Origin of the sequence: Actinomyces respiraculi (assembly GCF_014595995.2) — a bacterium.
In the GTDB taxonomy this organism is placed as follows: domain Bacteria; phylum Actinomycetota; class Actinomycetes; order Actinomycetales; family Actinomycetaceae; genus Actinomyces; species Actinomyces respiraculi.
Window position 1 is genome coordinate 2220772 of record NZ_CP063989.1, and the last position, 18866, is coordinate 2239637.

Sequence of the window (18866 nt, forward strand, 5' to 3'; positions counted from 1 at the left end):
GCGTGCGTCGCGCCCCCTCACCTCACCACTTGACCAGCCCCGTCCCCGGGGAGACGCCGGCACCGCCGGCGGAAAGGACTGATAGACGATGTATCGCGTGCTCGTTGTGGGCTGCGGCGGCTCTGGCGCCCAGACACTGGCGTACATGATGGACCAGCTGCGCGCCGATCTGGCCGTCTACGGGATCGAGGAGATCCCGGGCTGCTGGCAGTTTATTCACGTCGACACCCCCATCCAGGAGGAACGCCCGAAGATGGTGCCTCCGGTCAGCGCACAGGGTGGTCGTTACGTCTCCTGCGGCGTCACAACTGGCCAGTACTCGGTCGTCGACAGCGCGCTGGTCGAGAAGGTGCAGGCGCGCGGCTCCAGCGGCCTGCGTGACCTGGCCACCTGGGTGCCGCGGCGTGCCGCGGACGTGACAGTGCCTATCCACCTGGGAGCCGGGCAGTACCGCCAGATCGGCCGCCTCGTCATCCTCACCAAGCTCGACGAGATCACCAGCGCCGTGAGGCAGGCGGTCGAGGCGATGGGCTCACCGGAGGCGCTTCGCTCGGCGGCGCAGACAGCCGCGAAAGTCCCAGGTATGGGCTCCGCGCCGGCTCCGAACGCGGCGCCGATGGTCCTGGTCGTCTCATCCATGGCGGGCGGCTCGGGAGCCTCCATGACGCTCGACGTGTGCCGCCTCATCGCCGGAGCCGGGAAGACGCTCGCCACGCCGATCAGCTCGGACAACATCAGCGTCTTCCTGTACACGGCTGAGGTCTTCAACAACGTCCCGTCGGACGCACGCCAGGGCATGCCGGGCAACACGCTTGCCATGCTCGGCGAGATGAGTGCCGCCCAGGCGGAGCCGGCCGGCGCCTGCGCGCAGGTCGACGTCGACCTGTACGACCGCTTCGGGGTCCAGGTGCACAGCGCAGCCTTCAAACGCGTCACCCCGATCGGCTTGACGGCCGGCGGCACCGGGGCGGTCTTCGGTGACGGCACAACGGACGGCGTCTTCCGAGGGATGGGCCGTGGTCTGGCCCGCTACATCTCCAGCCCCGTGTTCCAGAGCTTCGTGTCCTTCGACATCGGTAACCCCGTGGACGTACCGAACCGGAGCATGGTCTCCTGGGGCGTTCCAGCCGACCGGACGGTCTGGAGCTCCTTCGGTTACGCCTCACTGTCGATGGGCCGCGACCGCTACGCGGAGTATGTCTCGCAGCGCCTGGCGCGGCGAGTCCTCGACCACCTGGTTGAGGGCTTCCGGCTCCCCGGTGACCCGACCCCGGACACCCAGCGCCTTGCCGACCTCTGGGGCCAGCGTGCCGCGCTGGAGACCGAGCGGATGTGTCTCGTCTCCCCCTCGGGGCGCCGCACCGTCACCGCCACCGGCTCAGCGGTGGACCAGGGCACGATCGACTGGCTCCTCGACCCCTCGATGAGCGCCGTCACCAACCGTGAGACCCTGCGCAACAGCGCCTCCTCCGTGGTGACGAGTGTGCTCGCGCAGCTGCCGCGAGCCGAGGGGATGCCGGTCGCCGAGTGGGCCGGCCAGGTGGGACAGTGGCTTGCGGGCCGCGAGGCTGGTGTCCGCGGCGAGATGGACCGCGTGGCCGGGGAGCTGGCTCTTGGCCGCGCTCATGAGATCGCCGAGGCGATCGTCGCCGGTACACGTGAGACCGTCGCCGACTTCGGTCTGCCCTACGGGCGCACGGTCCTGGACCGTGTTGGCGGCCCAGGCGGCCTGGTCGAGGGGCTTGTCGCCAGTCTCGTCGCCCTGCAGCCCGATCCGTCTGCACGTCCTCTGGCCCTGCCCGCCTCAGTGTCGAGCGCTGTCGCCCAGATGGGTAAGGCCAACCTCGCCGGGGCTGGGATGGAACAGCTCATGGCCTCGCTTGAAGAGGGGCTTCGCCAGCAGGTCTTCGACTGGCTGTGCGCCCGCACGAGCGAACTGCTGGGCACGTCCTTGGCGGACCTGCGCCCCGGGGTCGTGCGCTCGCTCAGCGACACACTTGAGAACGCGCGTCGGGTTCTCGAGCGCGAGCGCGCCCAGACGCCGCAGGGTGCCGGCGTCGCCAGCGTGGCGACCAGCGTCTACCAGGCGTGGCCTGGTGAGCCTGACCCCGGCCAGGACCCTGTGGCCTCGGTGCCGGGGCGCTTCGCCGTGGCCCACAACGAGGTCGTGCTCATGCCGGTGTCGCAGTACCCGGGCTCCTTCGAGCGCCACGTACGGGACTCGGTCGCCCAAGCGCCGGATCTCCGCTCCGCCTACGCGCAGGTGGTGCGTGAGGTCCTCACCGGTGCGTGGGAACAGGGGGCCGGTGCTCCTGCTCCTGACAACATGCTCACGGCGCGCACCCAGTGGGTGCCGGCAGGGATGACGCAGTACACCGGTGCCGCCATGGTCACTGCGGCGTCATTCGACGCACGTCTGAGCAGCGAGGACGTGCTCAGCCGCGCCCGGGCCTGGGTGTGGCGTACCGGCGAGATCTTCCAGTCCTTCTGCTCGCAGTCGCTGCGTGGCTTCCTCGCCGATCCGGGTGCCGGGTCCCATGAGCTGACTGTGCGTGAGGACGCCGTTCTCGCAGGCCTCAAGGAGGCCATGGAGATGGCCCGGCCGCTGGCGGATATCGATAAGGACCTCTACGCGCGCCTGCACGCCGGCACCTCAGCTGCCACGTTCCAACGGGACTACCGCTTCTCGGCGCTGCCGGTGACGGCCTCCGTCGTGCAGGAGCTCATTGACCACGTGACCAACGGTGGCATGCCGGACGTGGACTCTGCGGAGCTGTCCACGCGTTTGTCCGACCTGCAGGAGGGGACGGCGACCAGCGACGTCTCCCGGATCGATGTCTTCGGCTCCTTCTCACGGACCCTGCCGGTGGCCTACCGGGGCCTGCTCGACTCCGTGGGCCAGGCATGGCACCAGGCCGCCTCCAGCCCCGGCGCCCGCAATAACTTCTGGCAGTGGCGCCGTGCGCGCCCACTGGCCGCCTGCGTGCCGCTGGGTGACGCCGAGCGTCGTGCGATCGTGCGCGGCTGGTGGATCGCCTCACTGTGCGGCGGCATCGACCGCCCGGTGTGGGGCGACCGGCAGGCGGACTACCAGCCAGTCAGGGTCTGGGACCGCGAGGAGCAGGAGTGGGTGGCCTTCCCCTGTCCCCTGCTCACGCCGCCCTCGCAGATGCGCGCACCTAACGCGATGCTGCCCGCGCTGCTCGAGTCCGTCCTACTCGCCTACCTGGAGGTCCCGGCCAAGGGGCTGGATGCCTTCAGGCCCTGGGCGGTCCTACGGCGGTGGGTCGACGACGGCGTCAACGAACCGCTGGTCATGTTCGGTGTGCTCTCCGCCGCGCAGAAGAACCTGGGGGCGCTGCTGGCCACCGGCTCTGTCGACGGTTTGACGGGCGCGGTCGACCTGTCGGCGTGCACCAGCGTCGAGGAGCGGCGCACCGAGCTCCTCGCACACTGCGACAAGCTGCTCGCCTACATCGACGAACACTACCTGCCCGGGCCCGGCAAGAGGGACGAGTCGGGCTGGTTCACGAATTACAAGAAGCGTGAGCTCATCGAGACCACGCCGCTGACGGTCGACCTCGCCCAGGAGATGCACGACGAGCTGGCCAAGGTCCGCTCTGACCTCGCCACACTCCCAGCACACGTCACCGAGGCAACGTCGACGGCCGGTGCGGATCCCGCTCCCGTTGTTAACGGCGGGATGGAATTCTGACATGCCGAGCACTGTCGTCATCATTGTCGCTCCTCAGAGCCAGCGCCCGGTGCTGGCGGCCCTGACCGACCTATCGGCCTCGGGGCTGCTCTCACCCTTCGTCTGGATCGAGGCACCAGCGGATCCCGAGCACGCCCCTGACCATGACGACCCCGTGACCGTGGAGGTGGAGAGGGGCATCGCCCGCCCCTCCACCTTCAGCGCTGCGGTCAACCGTCATGGACTTGAGCGCGAGCGCATTCTCGCCGTCGTGCCTATCGGGCACCCGGCTGACGACGCTCTGTCAGGTCCGGCAGAGCAGTTCTACCGGCTGCGCGGCCTTCCTACCGGCACGCGCCAGGACTGCCTGCGCCTGCTCATCCCGTGGTCTAAGGAACCTGTGGAAGCGCAGCTCGGTCGCAACGGCTGGGAGGACGTCATGGTCTCGCCCGAGTCCACGGCCGACCCCGCCTTCAGCCAGGTTCCATGGTGGAACGACCCCGCGAGCATCCCGGGTGCCGCGGCCGTGGCGATCGCCATCCACGGCGGTCTCGTCGGCGCTGTCACGCGCGGTCCCTACGACAACACGCCTACGGACGTCTCGACCGCGGTGCGCATCGTGCGCAGCTTCGCTCGCATCACCGATGCCCGTGCTGTCGAGGACGACGTGCGGCGCCAGGTCCTGACCGTCACCGGTTCCCTGCCCCGTCCCACCCGGTCCATGGGCGGAGCCACCGTTGACGCCTACACGGACCCCGCAGCCCGTGTCGCCTGGCTGAGCCGGGTCTGGGGCGAGCGGCACGCCGCGTCCTTGCGCCGTCCTGCTGCCTCAGTGGCAGGCGCTGACGAGCGCTCCATCGGTTTCCTCGACGCCTTGCGTCTCTTCTTCTCCTTCATGTTCAAGGCGCTTCTGGGGGCTCCCGCGGCCTGGGCGCGAGGCGTGGTGCATAGCGTCAAGACGAGCGTCGCGCTGACAACGGCCAATGTCGTCTTCGGGCCCAACAGCCCCGTGAGCGTCGTCGTCGGCGGTGTCGATCAGAGCGGGGTGACCATGGGCTGGCGTCAGCTGAGCCAGGCCGCGCTCCAGGCGAGCAACACGATGCCCCAGGAGATCACCTCCTCGCCGGTGCAGGTGCGCCGCAGCTTCACTGAGCTGTGGAGGGACCTGCGCGACGGGGCCATCGGCCTGGCTCAAGGCTCCAGCTGTGAGAACCTCACGCTGCCCGCGTACGCCGGCGTTGTGACGGACACGAGTCTCATCGCGCCACCGCTCGACGCAGAGGGCAGCTTCCTCTTCACCGAGGCCGTTGGACCGATCCCGGCCGGAACACGCCTCATGGCCTGGGATCAGCTCGAGATCCACCGCGTGCAGGCCGAGCTCACCGCTCTCGCACGCTCGAACGACCCACGCGCTGCCACCGCGGGCCGTGTCCTGGCTGAGATCGACGCCTGGCAGGGCCGCAACGGCCAACGTCTGCTGCCTCAGATCGGCAACGGGCTCGCCACCATCTTCGAGCAGACGCGCCGCGACATCGTGACGATGTCGGAGCAGGTACGTGCCCTTCAGTCGGACGACACGCTCGCCGGGATCGAGTCGCGGCAGCGCCGCCTGCGCACCATCCTCCTCGGCCTGGCAATCCTCATGCTCGTGGTCATCACCGGCCTGATCATCGGCGGCTCCACCGAGGCCATCACCTGGACGGTCGTCGGGATCGTCGCCGCGGTCGTCGTCGTCCTGTGGCTTCTTGTCTCGCTGGCCACCTTCTGGACCCAGCAGCGTGAGCTCTTCCGGATCCGTCATCGCGCCGAGACGCTCGGTAAGGCCCTGCCTCAGGTCCTGGCCAACCTGCGCATGGCAGTCGAGGACCTGGCGGCGCAGGGCGAGGCCTACGACCAGTTCGTCCAGTGGGGCAGCATCCTGACATCCTTCTTCTCCGACCCTCTGGGGGAGCGCGCGACCGAGCGCACGGCTCGCGACCACGTCACCCGATTCCCGGCGGGATTCCAGCGTGTGGTGGCGGACGCCGACCAGCAGCACCTGGCGAACGTGGCCGCCGCTCTGCGCACGCAGGTCTTCTCGGTGGGCTGGCTCACCGAGGCATGGAATGCCTTCGAGGAGGGAATGGACACCCACCTCACCCCCGATCAGCGTCAGCGTCGCCTCACCCGTGAGCTCGACATCACCGCGGAGCCCGGACGGGAGGACTCAGCCCTCTCTCGCTGGGCCGAGGGCCTGAGGCGCGAGGGCGTCACCTCCCGGGCCGGGGCCGACCGGTGGCAACGGTGCCTTGCCCTCCTCCAGGAGCCGACGGGTCCTCGCCTCGAGCTGATGATCACGATGCCTGACGGCCAGCGGCGCACTCTCAAGGACTACCGCTCGGACCTCGAGCACGCCGCCCACCACTCCGTGGTTCAGGACATGCTCGGGGCACGTGTTCGCACGAGTACGAGCGTCCTGACCTCTCAGGACCACTCCTGGTTCGACCAGGAGAACGACGGTTTGTCCCAAACGATGGTCCTCCTCGCGGCGACACCACCGATCGCGGCGGATGACTTCATCTATCCCGAGCCCGAGCTCTTCTCTCTGGGCAACGACACTGTCGTCTTCTGAGCCCCGCCATCACCAAAGATCATCTGAAGGACACGACATGACTGTTTCTTTCGCCAGCTTCACCAAGGCGATTCAGACATGGCTGGACCAGGAGGGGGCCGGCGTGAAGACGGTGGTCCGTCCCTCGACATGGAAGCCCATCTTCAACACCGGTGTCGCGGACGATGATGCGCACCTCTCCTTCAGTGAAGCGGCAGTGCGCCGATTGACCCCGGATCTTGACGAGAGCGCGGTCCGCTCACTCGTCGCTGCGCTCAACGCCCGCTTCAGCCGCCCGGACTACGAGTCCGACGGCGAGTCCGACGGCGAGTCCGCACTGGCCGAGTGGAATCCGGAGCCGCCGCTTCCCAGCGGGCCGACACCACTTGCTGCTGCGGCCCACCCCGCTCCGCCCCAGCCCCCGAGTGCCCAGAATGCCCAGGATGTTCAGAGTGGGCCGGGGCAGTCAGTGGCGCCCTCGGCGCCTCCTGCTGAGCCGCCCGCACCGGAGCGGCGTGTCTGGGAGCTGCCGTTGTACGACTTTTCCCGCGCTGACGAGGACATTGACATATCGGGGCAGAACCGGGTCCCGGTCTCCGTCTCCCGTTCGACGCAGGGCCTGCGCTACACATGGCCGGCGTCGAGCGAGACGGAGGTCTACCGCGTTGTCGTCTCTGACACGGAGGACCCGTACAGCCCGGACGACTTCGACGAGGTCACGGTGACCGAGGCCTGCGAGGCCCTCGACACGCTGCCCACGACGACGGCGATCCGCTTCGTCACCGTATGGGCCTACGAGCGGTCCGCACCGGGCTCCACCGTGCTCGGCCAGCCCCGGCGCGTGGCGAGCCAGGCCGTTGTCCACCCTCTCGCGGGATGGCAGGTGTCCTTCGACTCGCTCTCGCGGACGGTCGAGGGCAGGTGGGTGCCGCCCACCGCCCCGATCGGCGCTGTCGTGGCGGTGCGCAGTGCAAAGATCCCGGCAGGACAGCCAGTGGGACGTCTCCTACGCGGCATGGCCTGGATGAGCCATCTCATCGAGAACAACGGCGCGGGGTTCCAGGACGCCGATGTCCGCGGCGGGCAGAAGCAGGACTACGTCGCCGCCGTCGAGGTGAGTGTCGGCGGGGAGACCTACACCTCCTCGCCTCAGGTCCTGTCGATCGTGCCCGATGTCGCCCATGAGGCCGTTGCCGACTTCACCGTCGAACACGATCCCGACCAGGGAGAGGGGCGTGGCGCCTCCCTGCACATCAGCTGGACCCAGCACCCCCTGTCTGCCGTCACCGTCTACCGCTCGGCCGTTGCCGTCGACCCGGCGGCACTCGAGCAAGGTGAGATCCCGACGACGGAGCTGGAGCGAGCGGGCCTACGTGAGAGCGAGGCGATCACGAGCGCGGCCGGTATTGAGCCCTTGGAGGACGGACGCCAGCGCAGGACGCTGCGGCACGTCATCTGGCCTGACGGTGTGGACTGGGACACCATCCACTTCACGCCGGTGACGAACCATGAGGACGGGACCTCGACGGTCGGCCAGCCGGTTCGTCTCAAGCGGGCGGGCCAGATCACGAACCTCACCCTCCTGCGTCGAGTGAGCCGGGACCTGCTCACGTTCACCTGGCCCGGTGATGCTGGTTCCGTCGAGCTACGTATCCTGCCGCTCGGCTCACCTGTCGACGACGCCGTCGGCCCTCAGCTCACGGTCGATAAGGAGACCTACCAGCAGCAGGGCGGCTGCATCATCTCCGGAGGCCTGCCATCCGAAGGCGCCACGATCTACATCAACTCGGTCACCTACCTCGGTGGCGTCCCGATCCCCTCGGTGCCCACACGGCTCGACGTCGACCCGCTGTGGATCTACGACTACCAGGTGCGCTGGCCGGGTGAAGTACCCGTCGGGGGCAGCGTGATCAGGAGGGCCGTGCGGGCCTTCGGCCAAACGGTCGTGGAAATCGCGATTACTCCGCGCGTCGGAGTGCGCCGCCAGGAGGATGTGGCGCAGATGGTGCTCGTCTACAACGAGACCCACCTGCCCCTCCACCCGGCCGACGGTCAACGACTTGAGGTCTTTGCGCAGAAGCCGAGCCGTGAGGGTGGGCAGGAGTCCTACCGCTCCGCGCCGCTGCCGGCCCACGGCACGACACTCTCCCTGTGGGCTGAGACGAAGGGGCTGAAGACCGGGTACCTCCGGCTTCTGATCGACGCACCGGCACGGGCGACAGCGCAGGGAGGTGCCCAGCCCCACTCACTTGAGTCCTACGCGCTGATCGACCCCTCACTGCCTGATCTGATGATCGCGGCGAGGTGAGGACGAGACCATGAGGGCCGAAGGAGAGGGGCTGCACCCGTCCGGAGTGACGTCGTCGGCCCAGTTGCTCTACACGAACGTCGACCGTGTCGTCGGCGGGCAGCAGCGCAGTGGCTGGCAGATCATGGCCACAAGCGACACCATGACGGAGTCGATGGCGGACTGGATCCGCAGCCTCGTCAACTCCGACCTCTCAGGCTTCAGTGTCCTCCCGGGCTTCCCGACGCCGGAGCAGATCACGCAGGCCGAGCGCCGACTGCGTCAGGTGCCGCTTGATCACGGTGTCCTCCTGCTCCACACGGCGCCCGCGGGCGTCGACACGACGGGGCGGACGAACTCGATGACCCACGCGGTCATCCTCCCGGACACTGAGGCGGCACCCGCCCTGCGGACTGCTGAGCTGTGGCGATCGCCGGGCTGGGTCACGCCCTTCGGACCGACGGCTGTCCGTGAAGCGGCTCTGCCGGACCTACGTGCCCTTGTGCCCGGCACTGCCGCCGGTGGAGACGCCGTCGCCGAGTTCCTCACGGAGGACGGGCGCGCGGAGATCCTGGTGGCGCTCGCTGACGTCCTGGCTCCGGTCCTTGACGCGCGAGCCTTGGCCGACGGCGACCGATCGTCTCTCGCCGCGGGGAGCACGTCCCCCACTGTCCTCATGGGCGTGGGCTCAACGGATGAGGCGGCTCTGTGGCTCAGTGCCGTGCAGCACTGCTGCGCCCCCATCACGTCGCGGTTCCTCGGATACTCGACCGCAGAGGTCATCGCGACACCGACGGATCTCGACGCCGTCGTCAGCTCGAGCACGGACCTCGCCTTCGTGCCGCACGAGGTGCTGCGCGGGTATGACCCGCGTCGTGAGGACGTCGTCGTCATCGACTCCAGGCAGACGGGGCCCGTCACCCCGGTGACGACGTGGGGGCTGGCCGTCGCTGCGGCCGTGTCCGACATCGCCACCTGGGTCGCGGCCCAGGACGCCCTGCACACCGCACTGAGCATGCTCGAGGACCACCATGGGCTGACAGCTGCCTGGCCGTTGTGCGTCGCCGAGATCATGGAGCCTGGGCTGCTGACGTCAACGGGTGATGCCAACCTCGATCGGGCCATTGACCGCGAGCTCATCCGCTGCATGCCCGCGGCCGTGGCGAAGAGCGACTACCTGACCGAACTCATCGGTGACTGGCTCCTCAGCTCCACCGACGCGGATGCCGCGGCGTGGTACGCCAAGGTGATGGCAGTCCCAGAAGACGCCCCGGTCGCCGGCGTCGTCACGGGGCTGGTGCGCGCTTTCGTGGAATCTGCCGTGCGTGACCTCGCCTGGCTCCAGGACGACGTCCGGCAGACCAGCCCGTCGGTTGTCAGATGCCTGGCGACGTGGAGCCTGGACCCCGCACAGTCAACGGTTGTCCGCGATGCCGTCCGTGAGGCTGAGCGGCTCGTCCCCGACGATCCCGTCTCCACACTGCGACTCGCTGACAGGCTGACTCGTGACGGGTTGCGGCTCAACGAGGAGGAACTCACCCGACTGGTCGTGCCGGCCGTGCATGTCCTCGTGAGTGCGACGGGCCCAGAGGCGCGCGATGCCATCCTGGCGGGCCGCCCATGTCCTCAAGTCATGGCGACCGTGCGCACGCTCGTCAACGACTCTCTACGGGAAATTGTGGGCCGCAGTCATGTGACACTTCCGCTGCTCGATCCCCGCGTCGCCTCCTGGCTGGACACGCCGCACGCATTGCCCGAGCTGCTGGAGACGGAGGCCGCGCTCGCCACACTCAGTGGTGAGGTGCCGACGCCCTCCCGTGCCGCTGGCTGCCTCGCACGTTTCCCAGTGCCGTTCACGCTGAGGCCCAAGATCCGCTCGCTGTTCTCCCGCGCAGCGACGCCTGTCGAGGTGGCGGCGCTGACACGTACGTGCGCGGACAGGCAGGAGATCTGGACCGAGGCGCTTGTGCGGCACCCCCTGGGCGAAGGAGCTGTGCCGCTGGCGGCGGGGCTGCTCGCTCTGAAGAACCACAGCGACAGCGAGATGCTCGCGCGCAGGTACCAGAGAGTGAGTCCTCCGACGGCGGCGGCCGTCCTCGCGTTGGGCCGCAGCTGCCCGTTCCTGACCGGCGTCGGCCTCACTGAGTCGGTGACGTACGCGTACAACATGCTGATGTCACTCGATGTGCTCGACGCTAGGTATTCCCGCGACGCTGAGTATTCCCTCGACGCCTGGGGCGCCACCGAGGAGCAGGAAATTCTTGTCGACCTTGCCGTACTCGTGATGATCCTCGGGCTGTGGGGCACACACCAGCCTGTTGACCTCAGCGGTCTGAGCCCGCGCACAGGGGAACTCGCTGCCTCACGTGCCGAGTGGCTCAGCACCCGCGTGTCTGATTCTGTCTTCCTCAGAACACCCTCAGACCACGTGACGGGCCCGCTTCTCGACGCCTGTGCCATCGGCCTCTACCTGGGGACCGCAGGCGCTAAGGCCTACCCCGATGAGGCAGGCATCTTGAAGGCGGCTGAGGACTCTTCACCGCCGTGGGCCCGTGATCGCGCCGCTGTTGTCACGCAGGTCCTGCGGACGTGGACGGCCGGGTGGGATGACGCTCAGCGTGAGAACTGGACCAGTTACCTGGTCGACAGGTGTCTGCCGGGTTCCGACCTTCCCAAATGGCTGGACAAGCAGATCCTCCGCCCAGGCTCGGGCCTTTTCAGCCGCTTCGGTGGCGGCCGTTGACGAAGATATGACGACATGGAGGCGAAAAGTATGACAAACAGCATTCGGGACCACGGCACGTGGGAGAGCATCCCGATGCCCCAGGTGGGCCAGGTGACCTTGACCATCGTGAGCAGAGGGGCGGACTGCGACCTCACCGTCCAGGGCGGGACTGTCGCTCCGCGCTACCTCGGAGCAAACCGCGAGAGCCTCGTACTGCCGCCGCAGCTCGTCCCGCAGTCCGGACGGGTTGTCGTGCGTGCTGTCTCGCGCGGTGGTCAGCCCTTTCCCGCGGACCACGTTGTCGACCTTGCAGTCGCGGCCGGCACCACCTCTGTACTTCTGCGCGGGATTCCCGTGGCCGGCCAGATCGAGGCTGGCATCGCCACCATCGAACGAGGGGATGGAAGCCTCGTCCTGCGCCCCGGCGAGGGAGGCATCGCGACACTCGGCCTCGGCGGCTGGTGCGCCAAGCGCCGTGAGGAGGACAACCGTCCCGTCGTGCCGACGATCACCCGGATCGTCGTCGACACCTCCTCGTCGATGCGCTTCCACGACGACGAGGTCCGGGCACTCCTCACATGGGTGGAGGACCTTTACGACACGGTCGGTACGGAACGCCCAGAGGTGCGCTCCGGGCACGTCGACGGTCACACCGAGCGCGGTGTCGGCTACGTCGTCGGACCGAGCGGCTCGGGAAGGACCGTGACGGTGACGGACCTGCCGCTGCTCGATTCCGACGGCGAGTCGCTCGTCCTCGGTGCCCCTGAGCTCCTCCGTGCCCTGCCGTCAGCGCTGGCCTTCTGCCCCTCCGAGGAGCTGTGGGCCGAGCTCAAGCGTGAGGACAAGGCCTTCACCGACCAGACCCTTCGGACTCTCGACCCGCTCCTTGAGTGGGTCTCCCGCCCTGCCACCATGATCGGAGCACTGTCATGACCTCGGTCTGCCCGTCCTGCTTCAACGCACTGCCAGACGACACGATCTCCTACCGGTGCGCGACGCCGACCTGCGAGCCGCAGCCCAACCAGTCCGCGTCGGAATATGCCGGCACGTCTGTCATGACCAGGCCCACATTCACGCGGATGCGTTCCTCGAGCGACGAGCCTCTGCCCCAGTCGGTACCGTGCCGTGGCTGTCGTCGTCCAGCGACGCAGGAGGTCTGCCCGACGTGCTGCTACGACTTGCCCGCCGGCTGGCGTCAGGCCACCGTGTTCACGATTGCAGTGACCGGTGCGCGAGGCGCTGGCAAGTCGGTCTACATCGCCGTCGCACTTCAACAGCTCATGCGCTATGCACAGAAGCGTGAATGCACCTTGCGCCCCTACACCCAGGGCACGATCGACAACTACAACAAGTACTATTACCACCCTCTGTACCAGCAGAACATGGTCGTCGACGGCACCCCGGAAGTGAGCTCCGGCGGCTCCTACCAGAAGGACCCGCTCATCTGGCAGCTCTCGGGGCAGCATATCGGCACGGTCTTCGTGGTGATCCGCGACGTCGCGGGCGAGGACGTTGAGCGTATCGCCGGTAACCCGAAGCATTTCGCCTATCTCAGTCAGGCGGACTTGCTCATATTCCTGTTCGACCCGATGCAGCTCGACAGCATCAAACAGTTGCTGTCGGGCGTCATCCCGGACCCCGACGAGAGCCGGCTTGGTTTGCCCGCCGACCAGGTGCTGGCCAAGGTACTCGGGCAGGTCGGGGGCGGACACACCCCGCTGGCTCTCACAATCTCGAAGTTCGACACGCTGCACCAGGTGACCAAGGTGCGTAGCCCACTGGCCCAGGCATTCGCCAACCCCGGTGCTCGGCTCAACCAGGACGACACGATGGCGCGACAGCATCTCAGCCCGGCTGACGCGGCTAAGGACCTGGAACGCGACCTCCAGCTCCTCGACGCCGAACTGTCGTCGATCTACCAGATTCTCGGACAGGACTCTGTGGCCGTCCAGGCCACGCAGGCGGCGGAGTCGGGGCAGGTGGCGGCTACACGCCGCTTCGCCGTCTCCGCGATCGGAGAGACACCCCAGCACGCGAACCAGCTGACCGAGCGCGGTATCTCGCCCTTCCGTGCCCTCGACCCGATCCTGTGGGGGCTGAGTCGCAAAGACATTCGGCTTTAATGGAGACGATAGGGGTGAGGAGCCGCACTAAGCCAGAGACACACGTTGTCTCTGCCAATCGTGTCCTTCTGAGACAACGGGTGGAGCAGGCCGCGCTTCTGTTCCGCGCGCATCTGTGCCAGCGGACGGCGCAGGAGGAACATGAGAAAGATGCGCGACGTCAGGAGGTTTCCGTTGTTGCCGAAGAACTCGCCGGCTATGCGAGCCAGGAGCGTCGAGCCGGGGACCTCGCGGGCGCGATCGAAACGCTGCAGGCTGCCCTCAGTATCTGTGAGTCTGAGGGCAGCACTGAGGTGACACGGGCTACTTATCTCGCGCAGATCGGAGACATCCAGGCCGAGGAGGGTGCTTACAGCGAGAGCCTTGCCAGCCATCTCGATGCTGCACAGTTGTACGCCTCCCAACCGGGGTTCAGCTATGAGGCTGCGCGCAGCTTTCACTCCGCAGCCACGGCGTCCGAGAAACTCAACGATCCCGGCGGTGCGATTAGCTTGCTTGAGCTATCTGTGGAGCAGCGGAGACTGGCAGGCGATTGGACTGCTTACGGAATGGGGAGCGCACTTGAGTCTCTTGGGACAAAGTTGGCCGAGCGTGATCCTGAAACAGCACGCAGATATCTTGATGTCGCAGCCGACCTACATCACTCCCAGTAAGGTGGAGAACATGAGTAAGAATCCAGACGGTGTTGTCGACTATTATGCGGAGCTGCGACTTGACCGCGATTCCTCTCGAGGAGAAATTCTTTCGACGCTTGAAAAGCAGATGCTGGAGTACCAGGATCGCCTCGAGGCACACGAGGACCCAGAGCTGGAACGCCGCTTCGAGCTGGTGCTTACAGCCCTAGACGTCTTCTCATCTGACGAGGAGCGTACTGAGTATGATGCCTTATTGTCCCCAACGCCACTGTCTTCGGAGTCCCCGGCCGCGGACTCCCCATCCTCAGAGTCCCCGGTCTCCAAGCCCATGCAGCCTGAGGGCCACGCGGCGGCGGGCGAGCCGCCAGCGGCAGACCCGCAGCAGACTGTCTCGTACTGGATTGATGAGGCCTGGCAGTATTTCGCTCGTGGAGAGACCGATGCGGCAGGTCAGGCAGCGGCCAAAGCCCGGAGTGTGGACCCCAGTGAGCCCGGCGCCTACGTGGTGTCGGCCTGGGTGGCCTACGGCGACGGGCGGGGCGACCTCTACGGGACAGGGACGTATGTTGGGCAGGCGCGACTGCTCAATGAAGGTGGCGCTTGGCGTGGGCGACTCGCCTGGCTTCAGGGCCGCATGCTCACTGAAAGTTGGGAGTTCGACCAGAAGCTGGCCTATTTTCGTGAGGCCATCGAGTTTCTCTCGGGCGAGGAGCAGAACGAGGCTCGCGCTGAACTCCTTCGGGCGTACTCCGACACTATGCAGAGATGGGACTCCAAGCTCCTTGCCGAGTACCAAGCCGACTTCCCAGAGGCGGAAGGTGGCGCGTTCACTAAGGTGGCTTACCTGAAAGTCGGCGAGGAATTTCTTCGATCGAGTTCGTACGACGCGGCTCGTTACTTCCTCATGGCCACCTCACCTCACCTCCCCGGTTCTGTGGACGTGTCTGAATTATACGAACGCGCCGCAAAGAATCTGAACCCGGCACAGGTAAGAAGGGCCGCTCTATCGGCAAACTGTCCGCCGAATCTAGGCGAGGCCCTCGTCGAGGAGGCTGTCGCCCGAACCCGCCTGCCGGAGCAAGAGAACGAGAATTTCATTATTCGTTGGATTCGAGAATGGAGATTTCTGGACTCCTACGGTGCACTCTTTTCCACGTTGCTGGCGACCGGGTTTTTAGCCTGGGCGACACCCTACGCCTTCTTCAGTGTGGTGGCATGGTTGAGTTTGTTACTCATACTTGGGTTCCCGATCGCCGCGTTCGTCATATGGGGTGTTGATCGCAGCGTTCAATCGGATTTCGAGAAGCACAAGGCGCGCGTTGCACACGTACTCGGGTCGAAAGACTAGTTCTTCTCACAAGTGGAGGCCTTTCTCGCTGAGGAGCCGCCAGGCCGGTATCGTGGCGGTGGGTGTCCCTCACCCTCCCAGCAGGCCGGCTCCAGCTCTCACCAACCGGCCATCACCGACAGGAGCAGACGACGGCTGATGACGTCTTCCGTGTCCCCAACGACATGTCATCGGCCCAGGCGCTCAGCGCCTGCGGGCCGACAGCGATGGGCGCCGGCATCCGGACTACCCGCGAACCAGGCGCTCAGCGCCTGCGGGCCGACAGCCTGCTCAACGAAGGCGATGTACTGGCAGCCATGGAACAGTACGCCCCTGCGCTCGAGTACTACGACGCCGCACACACCCTCTACACCACTCTCGACGGCACCCAGCGCGAGCGAGCCGGCTGCCTGCTCAACGCAGGCGACGTGCTGCACAGTTTGGGTCGCCGTGGAGCGCTACGACGCTGCCCACGTCCTCTACGGAGCAGGTATGAGGTGAACGGTCTTTCTTGGCTCTTCCCATTTGACCGGGTAGGGGGCAAGGCCTTCCGATCTGACGTGGACCTCTGATGGCGTTTTCCGGTCGCGGTTCATAGCGTCACGGTTGGTGAAGATGCCAGCTCTGTCGGTGGGCCCGGGAGGTGGGGGCCAGTAGGAGGCAGAAAGGTAGGACCTCTTCGCGCATTGACCACCGGCCCTGGTGCTCCCCGGCGGTGTGGTTGGGGCGTTCTTGTCTGTTCATTGCACCGGGCGGGATGGGAGAGGGCAGCGGATAGCTGGGGGTTCTGGGGGTCTGTTGGGGGTCAGTAGGGGATGACTTCGTCGAGCAGGGGTGCCAGTCCCAGGATGTGCAGGGCCCGGTCGTAGGGCACGGTCTCGAAGGCTCCGGCCCACTCGCCGGGGCGCGGGCCGCGGGACTCCAGAACCGGCTGCACCTGCACCTGCGTCTGGGGCCCGCCCTCGGACTGGTACTGGGGTGAGCTCTGCGTCTGGGGCCCGTGCTGGGGCTGGGGCTCGCCTTGGCTCTCGGTCCAGGCCTGGGCGCCGGTCGGCGTCTGGGTCTGGGCCCAGCCCTGGGCTTGGGTCTGGGTCCGGGTGTGTTCGGCTGCGTCCTTTAGCCCTTTGTCCAGGCGGGCGATGACGGGGGCGGTCACGGCGCGCTCGAGCCAGGCGGGCACGCGCCCGCCGGGGCGGGTCATGCCCCTGGGCCCCACACGCTGGGCCAGGCGTCGCACGCTGCCGTCGGCACGGCGCTCATAGCGAGCCCCGGTGGGGGTGCGCCAGGTCAACGAGCCCTCAGGGGTGCGGGTCAGCAACCAGCCGGGGGTGTGCTTGAGACGGTGGTGGGCCTGGCACAAGCAGGCCAGGTTCTGCCACGAGGTGGTCCCACCCTCAGCCCAGGGGCGCACATGGTCGATGTCGCAGCGCACCGCAGGCACCTGGCAACCCGGGTAGGTGCACGAGGCGTCCCGAGCACGCACCAGGTCCGCCAGGCCGGCTGGAGGCCGGTAACGAGAACGCCCCACATCAACGACCGTGCCGCTAAGAGGGTCGGTCACCAGCCGCCGCCAGCTGCCCCCAGCAGCCAGCGCACGCGCCACCACAGCCGGCACCGGTGCACAGCACCTACCCATGGCCAAGGACGCCGCCGAACCACCGGCTGCCGAGCCCATGGCGCCCAAGCCGACGGACGCCGAAGCACCGGCCACCAAGCCACTGACCACCGAATTACTGGCAGCCGAAGCACCGGCCGCCGGGGCGCCCGGGTCCGGACCTGAGAACACACTGCCGCCAGCACCAGTGAACACACTGCCGCCAGCGCCAGTGGGCGCGCTGCCGCCCCGGCTGGTGGGCGCACTGCTGCCAGGGCCGGTGGGGTCGGGGTCGTCGAGCAGGCTGACAAGCTGGTCAAGGGAGACGGTGACGTCGACGTTGACGCTCAGGCCTGGTGGTGGGAAGACCGGGTCGTTGCCCGACGGGCTCCACCACGGCCCTGTTGAGCTCATCAGGCCGCTGAGCGTGGCCAGCAGACCCTCAAGCGGCACACCATCAGGCAAGAACCCAGCCTCACGACAGCCACCCGACCACGCCTCGGCCACACCCGCACCAACAACAGCGCCCACCTCAGCACCACCCGCAGCACCTGCTGAGCCCACCGCGTCCACCGAGGCCCACGAGCCAAACGCGCCCCACGGGTCAGCCGAGCCCACGCCGTCCACAGCGCCTGTGGTACTCGCGGCGCCCGTGAGGTGCGCGGGCTGGGTCGTGGAGTTGGCGGCGGGCTGGGCGGCAGGCTCGTCCGTTGACCGGGCAGCGGAGAGCACCGCGGACTTGGCAGCGGACCCAGCACCCCACCGCTCCACCGACTGGGTGTCACGCCGGGTGTCGGGCTGGGTGGCGGGTTTGGTGATGGGCCTGGCTGTTGCGCGGGCTGCGGTGGCGGCCGCGGCTGCCTGGCTGGTGCGCAGGGTGGCAAGGACCATCGTGGTCAGCGCGTCCGCGCGCAGCTGGCCAAGGCTGCGCTCATCACCGGCGCTGCGGGCCGAGGCACCGATGGCGTCGAGGGTGGCGTCAAGCAGGAAGGCGTCGGGTGTGGGCAGCAGGAGCATCATCCGGCTGACCCCCTGCCCGGCGGGGCGGGGACGCGACACGTGCCGGCCGGCCTGGTTGCGCTGCCTGCGTGCCCCCGAACCCTCAGGATCCAGGGCCGCCAAGGCACGGTCAATGTCCTTGGCCAGCTGACAGTGCGTGCGGTGCACCGCACCAGGCAGCACCCGCTCCTGCACCGCCCGAGCGACACCGGCATCCTCACAGCGCAGACGACGAGCAATCAGGGACGTCTTGGCCTCATCAACCAGACCCGCACGGCTCAAGCACTCAACCCCAGCCAGCCTGCTGTCGAGCAGCGCCTCGCCACGCTCAATGACCTGCATGGCCCGGGCACGCGACACACCGAGCTGGCAGGCGATCTCACCACAGGCGTTAAACACCCGCTCATCACGACCCGCACGCGGCGCCGCAGCACTCCACCCCTCAGCCCGGGCAGACATGCCAGCACTTCGCACCAACAACCCTGCGAGCACAGCCTCAGCCCAGCTGGCCCACGCCTTAAGCCTGTAAGCGGCCGCAAGCAGCTCGCTGACCACCACAGCATCCAAACCCGCCACCAGGCCCGCACCCTCGCCACAGCCGTCCAGCCGCAGGCAAGAGGCCGCCTCAACCAGGCACCGCTCCCCAGGGTGGCACACACCAGACAACAACACCCCCACACCCGCCCCATCCGAGACATCGCCAGCCGGGCAGCCCCCGCCCCGGCAACCCCCGCTCGGGCAACCCTCGTGCGAGCCCGCCCCGTGCGGGCAGTGCCTGTTCGGGCAGTCCTCGTGCGGGCTGGCCGCCACCAGCAGCTGGGAGACCACCCTCTCCAGCATGAGGGCCAGGTCCCCACCCGGGCTCATGCAAGCCAGCCGCTCGACAAGCGCG

At 67.6% G+C, this 18866-nt stretch carries 9 protein-coding genes; 8 read left to right on the forward strand and 1 reads right to left on the reverse strand.

The window, feature by feature from the left end; translation table 11 throughout:
- Nucleotides 1-88: 88 nt before the first annotated feature.
- The 8 genes from ID810_RS09235 to ID810_RS09270 all read left to right on the forward strand — a co-directional run bounded on the left by ID810_RS09235 (nucleotide 89) and on the right by ID810_RS09270 (nucleotide 15402).
- A complete protein-coding gene (locus ID810_RS09235) occupies nucleotides 89-3715 on the forward strand; it encodes a tubulin-like doman-containing protein (protein ID WP_166855961.1) in 3627 nt (1208 codons plus the stop codon).
- A gap of 1 nt (nucleotide 3716) precedes the next feature.
- Nucleotides 3717-6305 carry a hypothetical protein gene (locus tag ID810_RS09240; protein WP_166855963.1) on the forward strand — a complete coding sequence of 863 codons (2589 nt, stop codon included), beginning with the start codon at nucleotides 3717-3719 and terminating at the stop codon, nucleotides 6303-6305.
- A 37-nt stretch (nucleotides 6306-6342) separates the two neighbouring features.
- Complete coding sequence (locus ID810_RS09245) at nucleotides 6343-8592, forward strand: SaeA-related protein (RefSeq protein ID WP_166855965.1); 2250 nt, start codon at nucleotides 6343-6345, stop codon at nucleotides 8590-8592.
- A 10-nt stretch (nucleotides 8593-8602) separates the two neighbouring features.
- Complete coding sequence (locus ID810_RS09250; protein ID WP_166855967.1) at nucleotides 8603-11314, forward strand: GAP1-N2 domain-containing protein; 2712 nt, start codon at nucleotides 8603-8605, stop codon at nucleotides 11312-11314.
- A 30-nt stretch (nucleotides 11315-11344) separates the two neighbouring features.
- Nucleotides 11345-12229 (forward strand): hypothetical protein, encoded by an 885-nt coding sequence (locus ID810_RS09255; protein ID WP_166855969.1) that lies wholly within the window; start codon nucleotides 11345-11347, stop codon nucleotides 12227-12229.
- Nucleotides 12226-13419, forward strand: a complete 1194-nt coding sequence (locus tag ID810_RS09260) for a hypothetical protein (RefSeq protein WP_166855971.1) — start codon at nucleotides 12226-12228, stop codon at nucleotides 13417-13419. The genes ID810_RS09255 and ID810_RS09260 overlap by 4 nt, the downstream gene beginning before the upstream one ends.
- 80 nt (nucleotides 13420-13499) lie before the next feature.
- Nucleotides 13500-14072: a hypothetical protein gene (locus ID810_RS09265; protein WP_166855972.1), complete on the forward strand. Its 573-nt coding sequence runs from the start codon at nucleotides 13500-13502 to the stop codon at nucleotides 14070-14072.
- 10 nt (nucleotides 14073-14082) lie between these two features.
- Entirely contained in the window at nucleotides 14083-15402 is a 1320-nt protein-coding gene (locus tag ID810_RS09270) for a J domain-containing protein (protein WP_166855974.1), read from the forward strand.
- Between the two features lie 784 nt (nucleotides 15403-16186).
- Here ID810_RS09270 and ID810_RS09275 read toward each other — a convergent pair.
- Nucleotides 16187-18373, reverse strand: coding sequence for an HNH endonuclease signature motif containing protein (locus tag ID810_RS09275; RefSeq protein ID WP_166855975.1), 2187 nt, complete (start codon nucleotides 18371-18373; stop codon nucleotides 16187-16189).
- Nucleotides 18374-18866 lie beyond the last annotated feature (493 nt).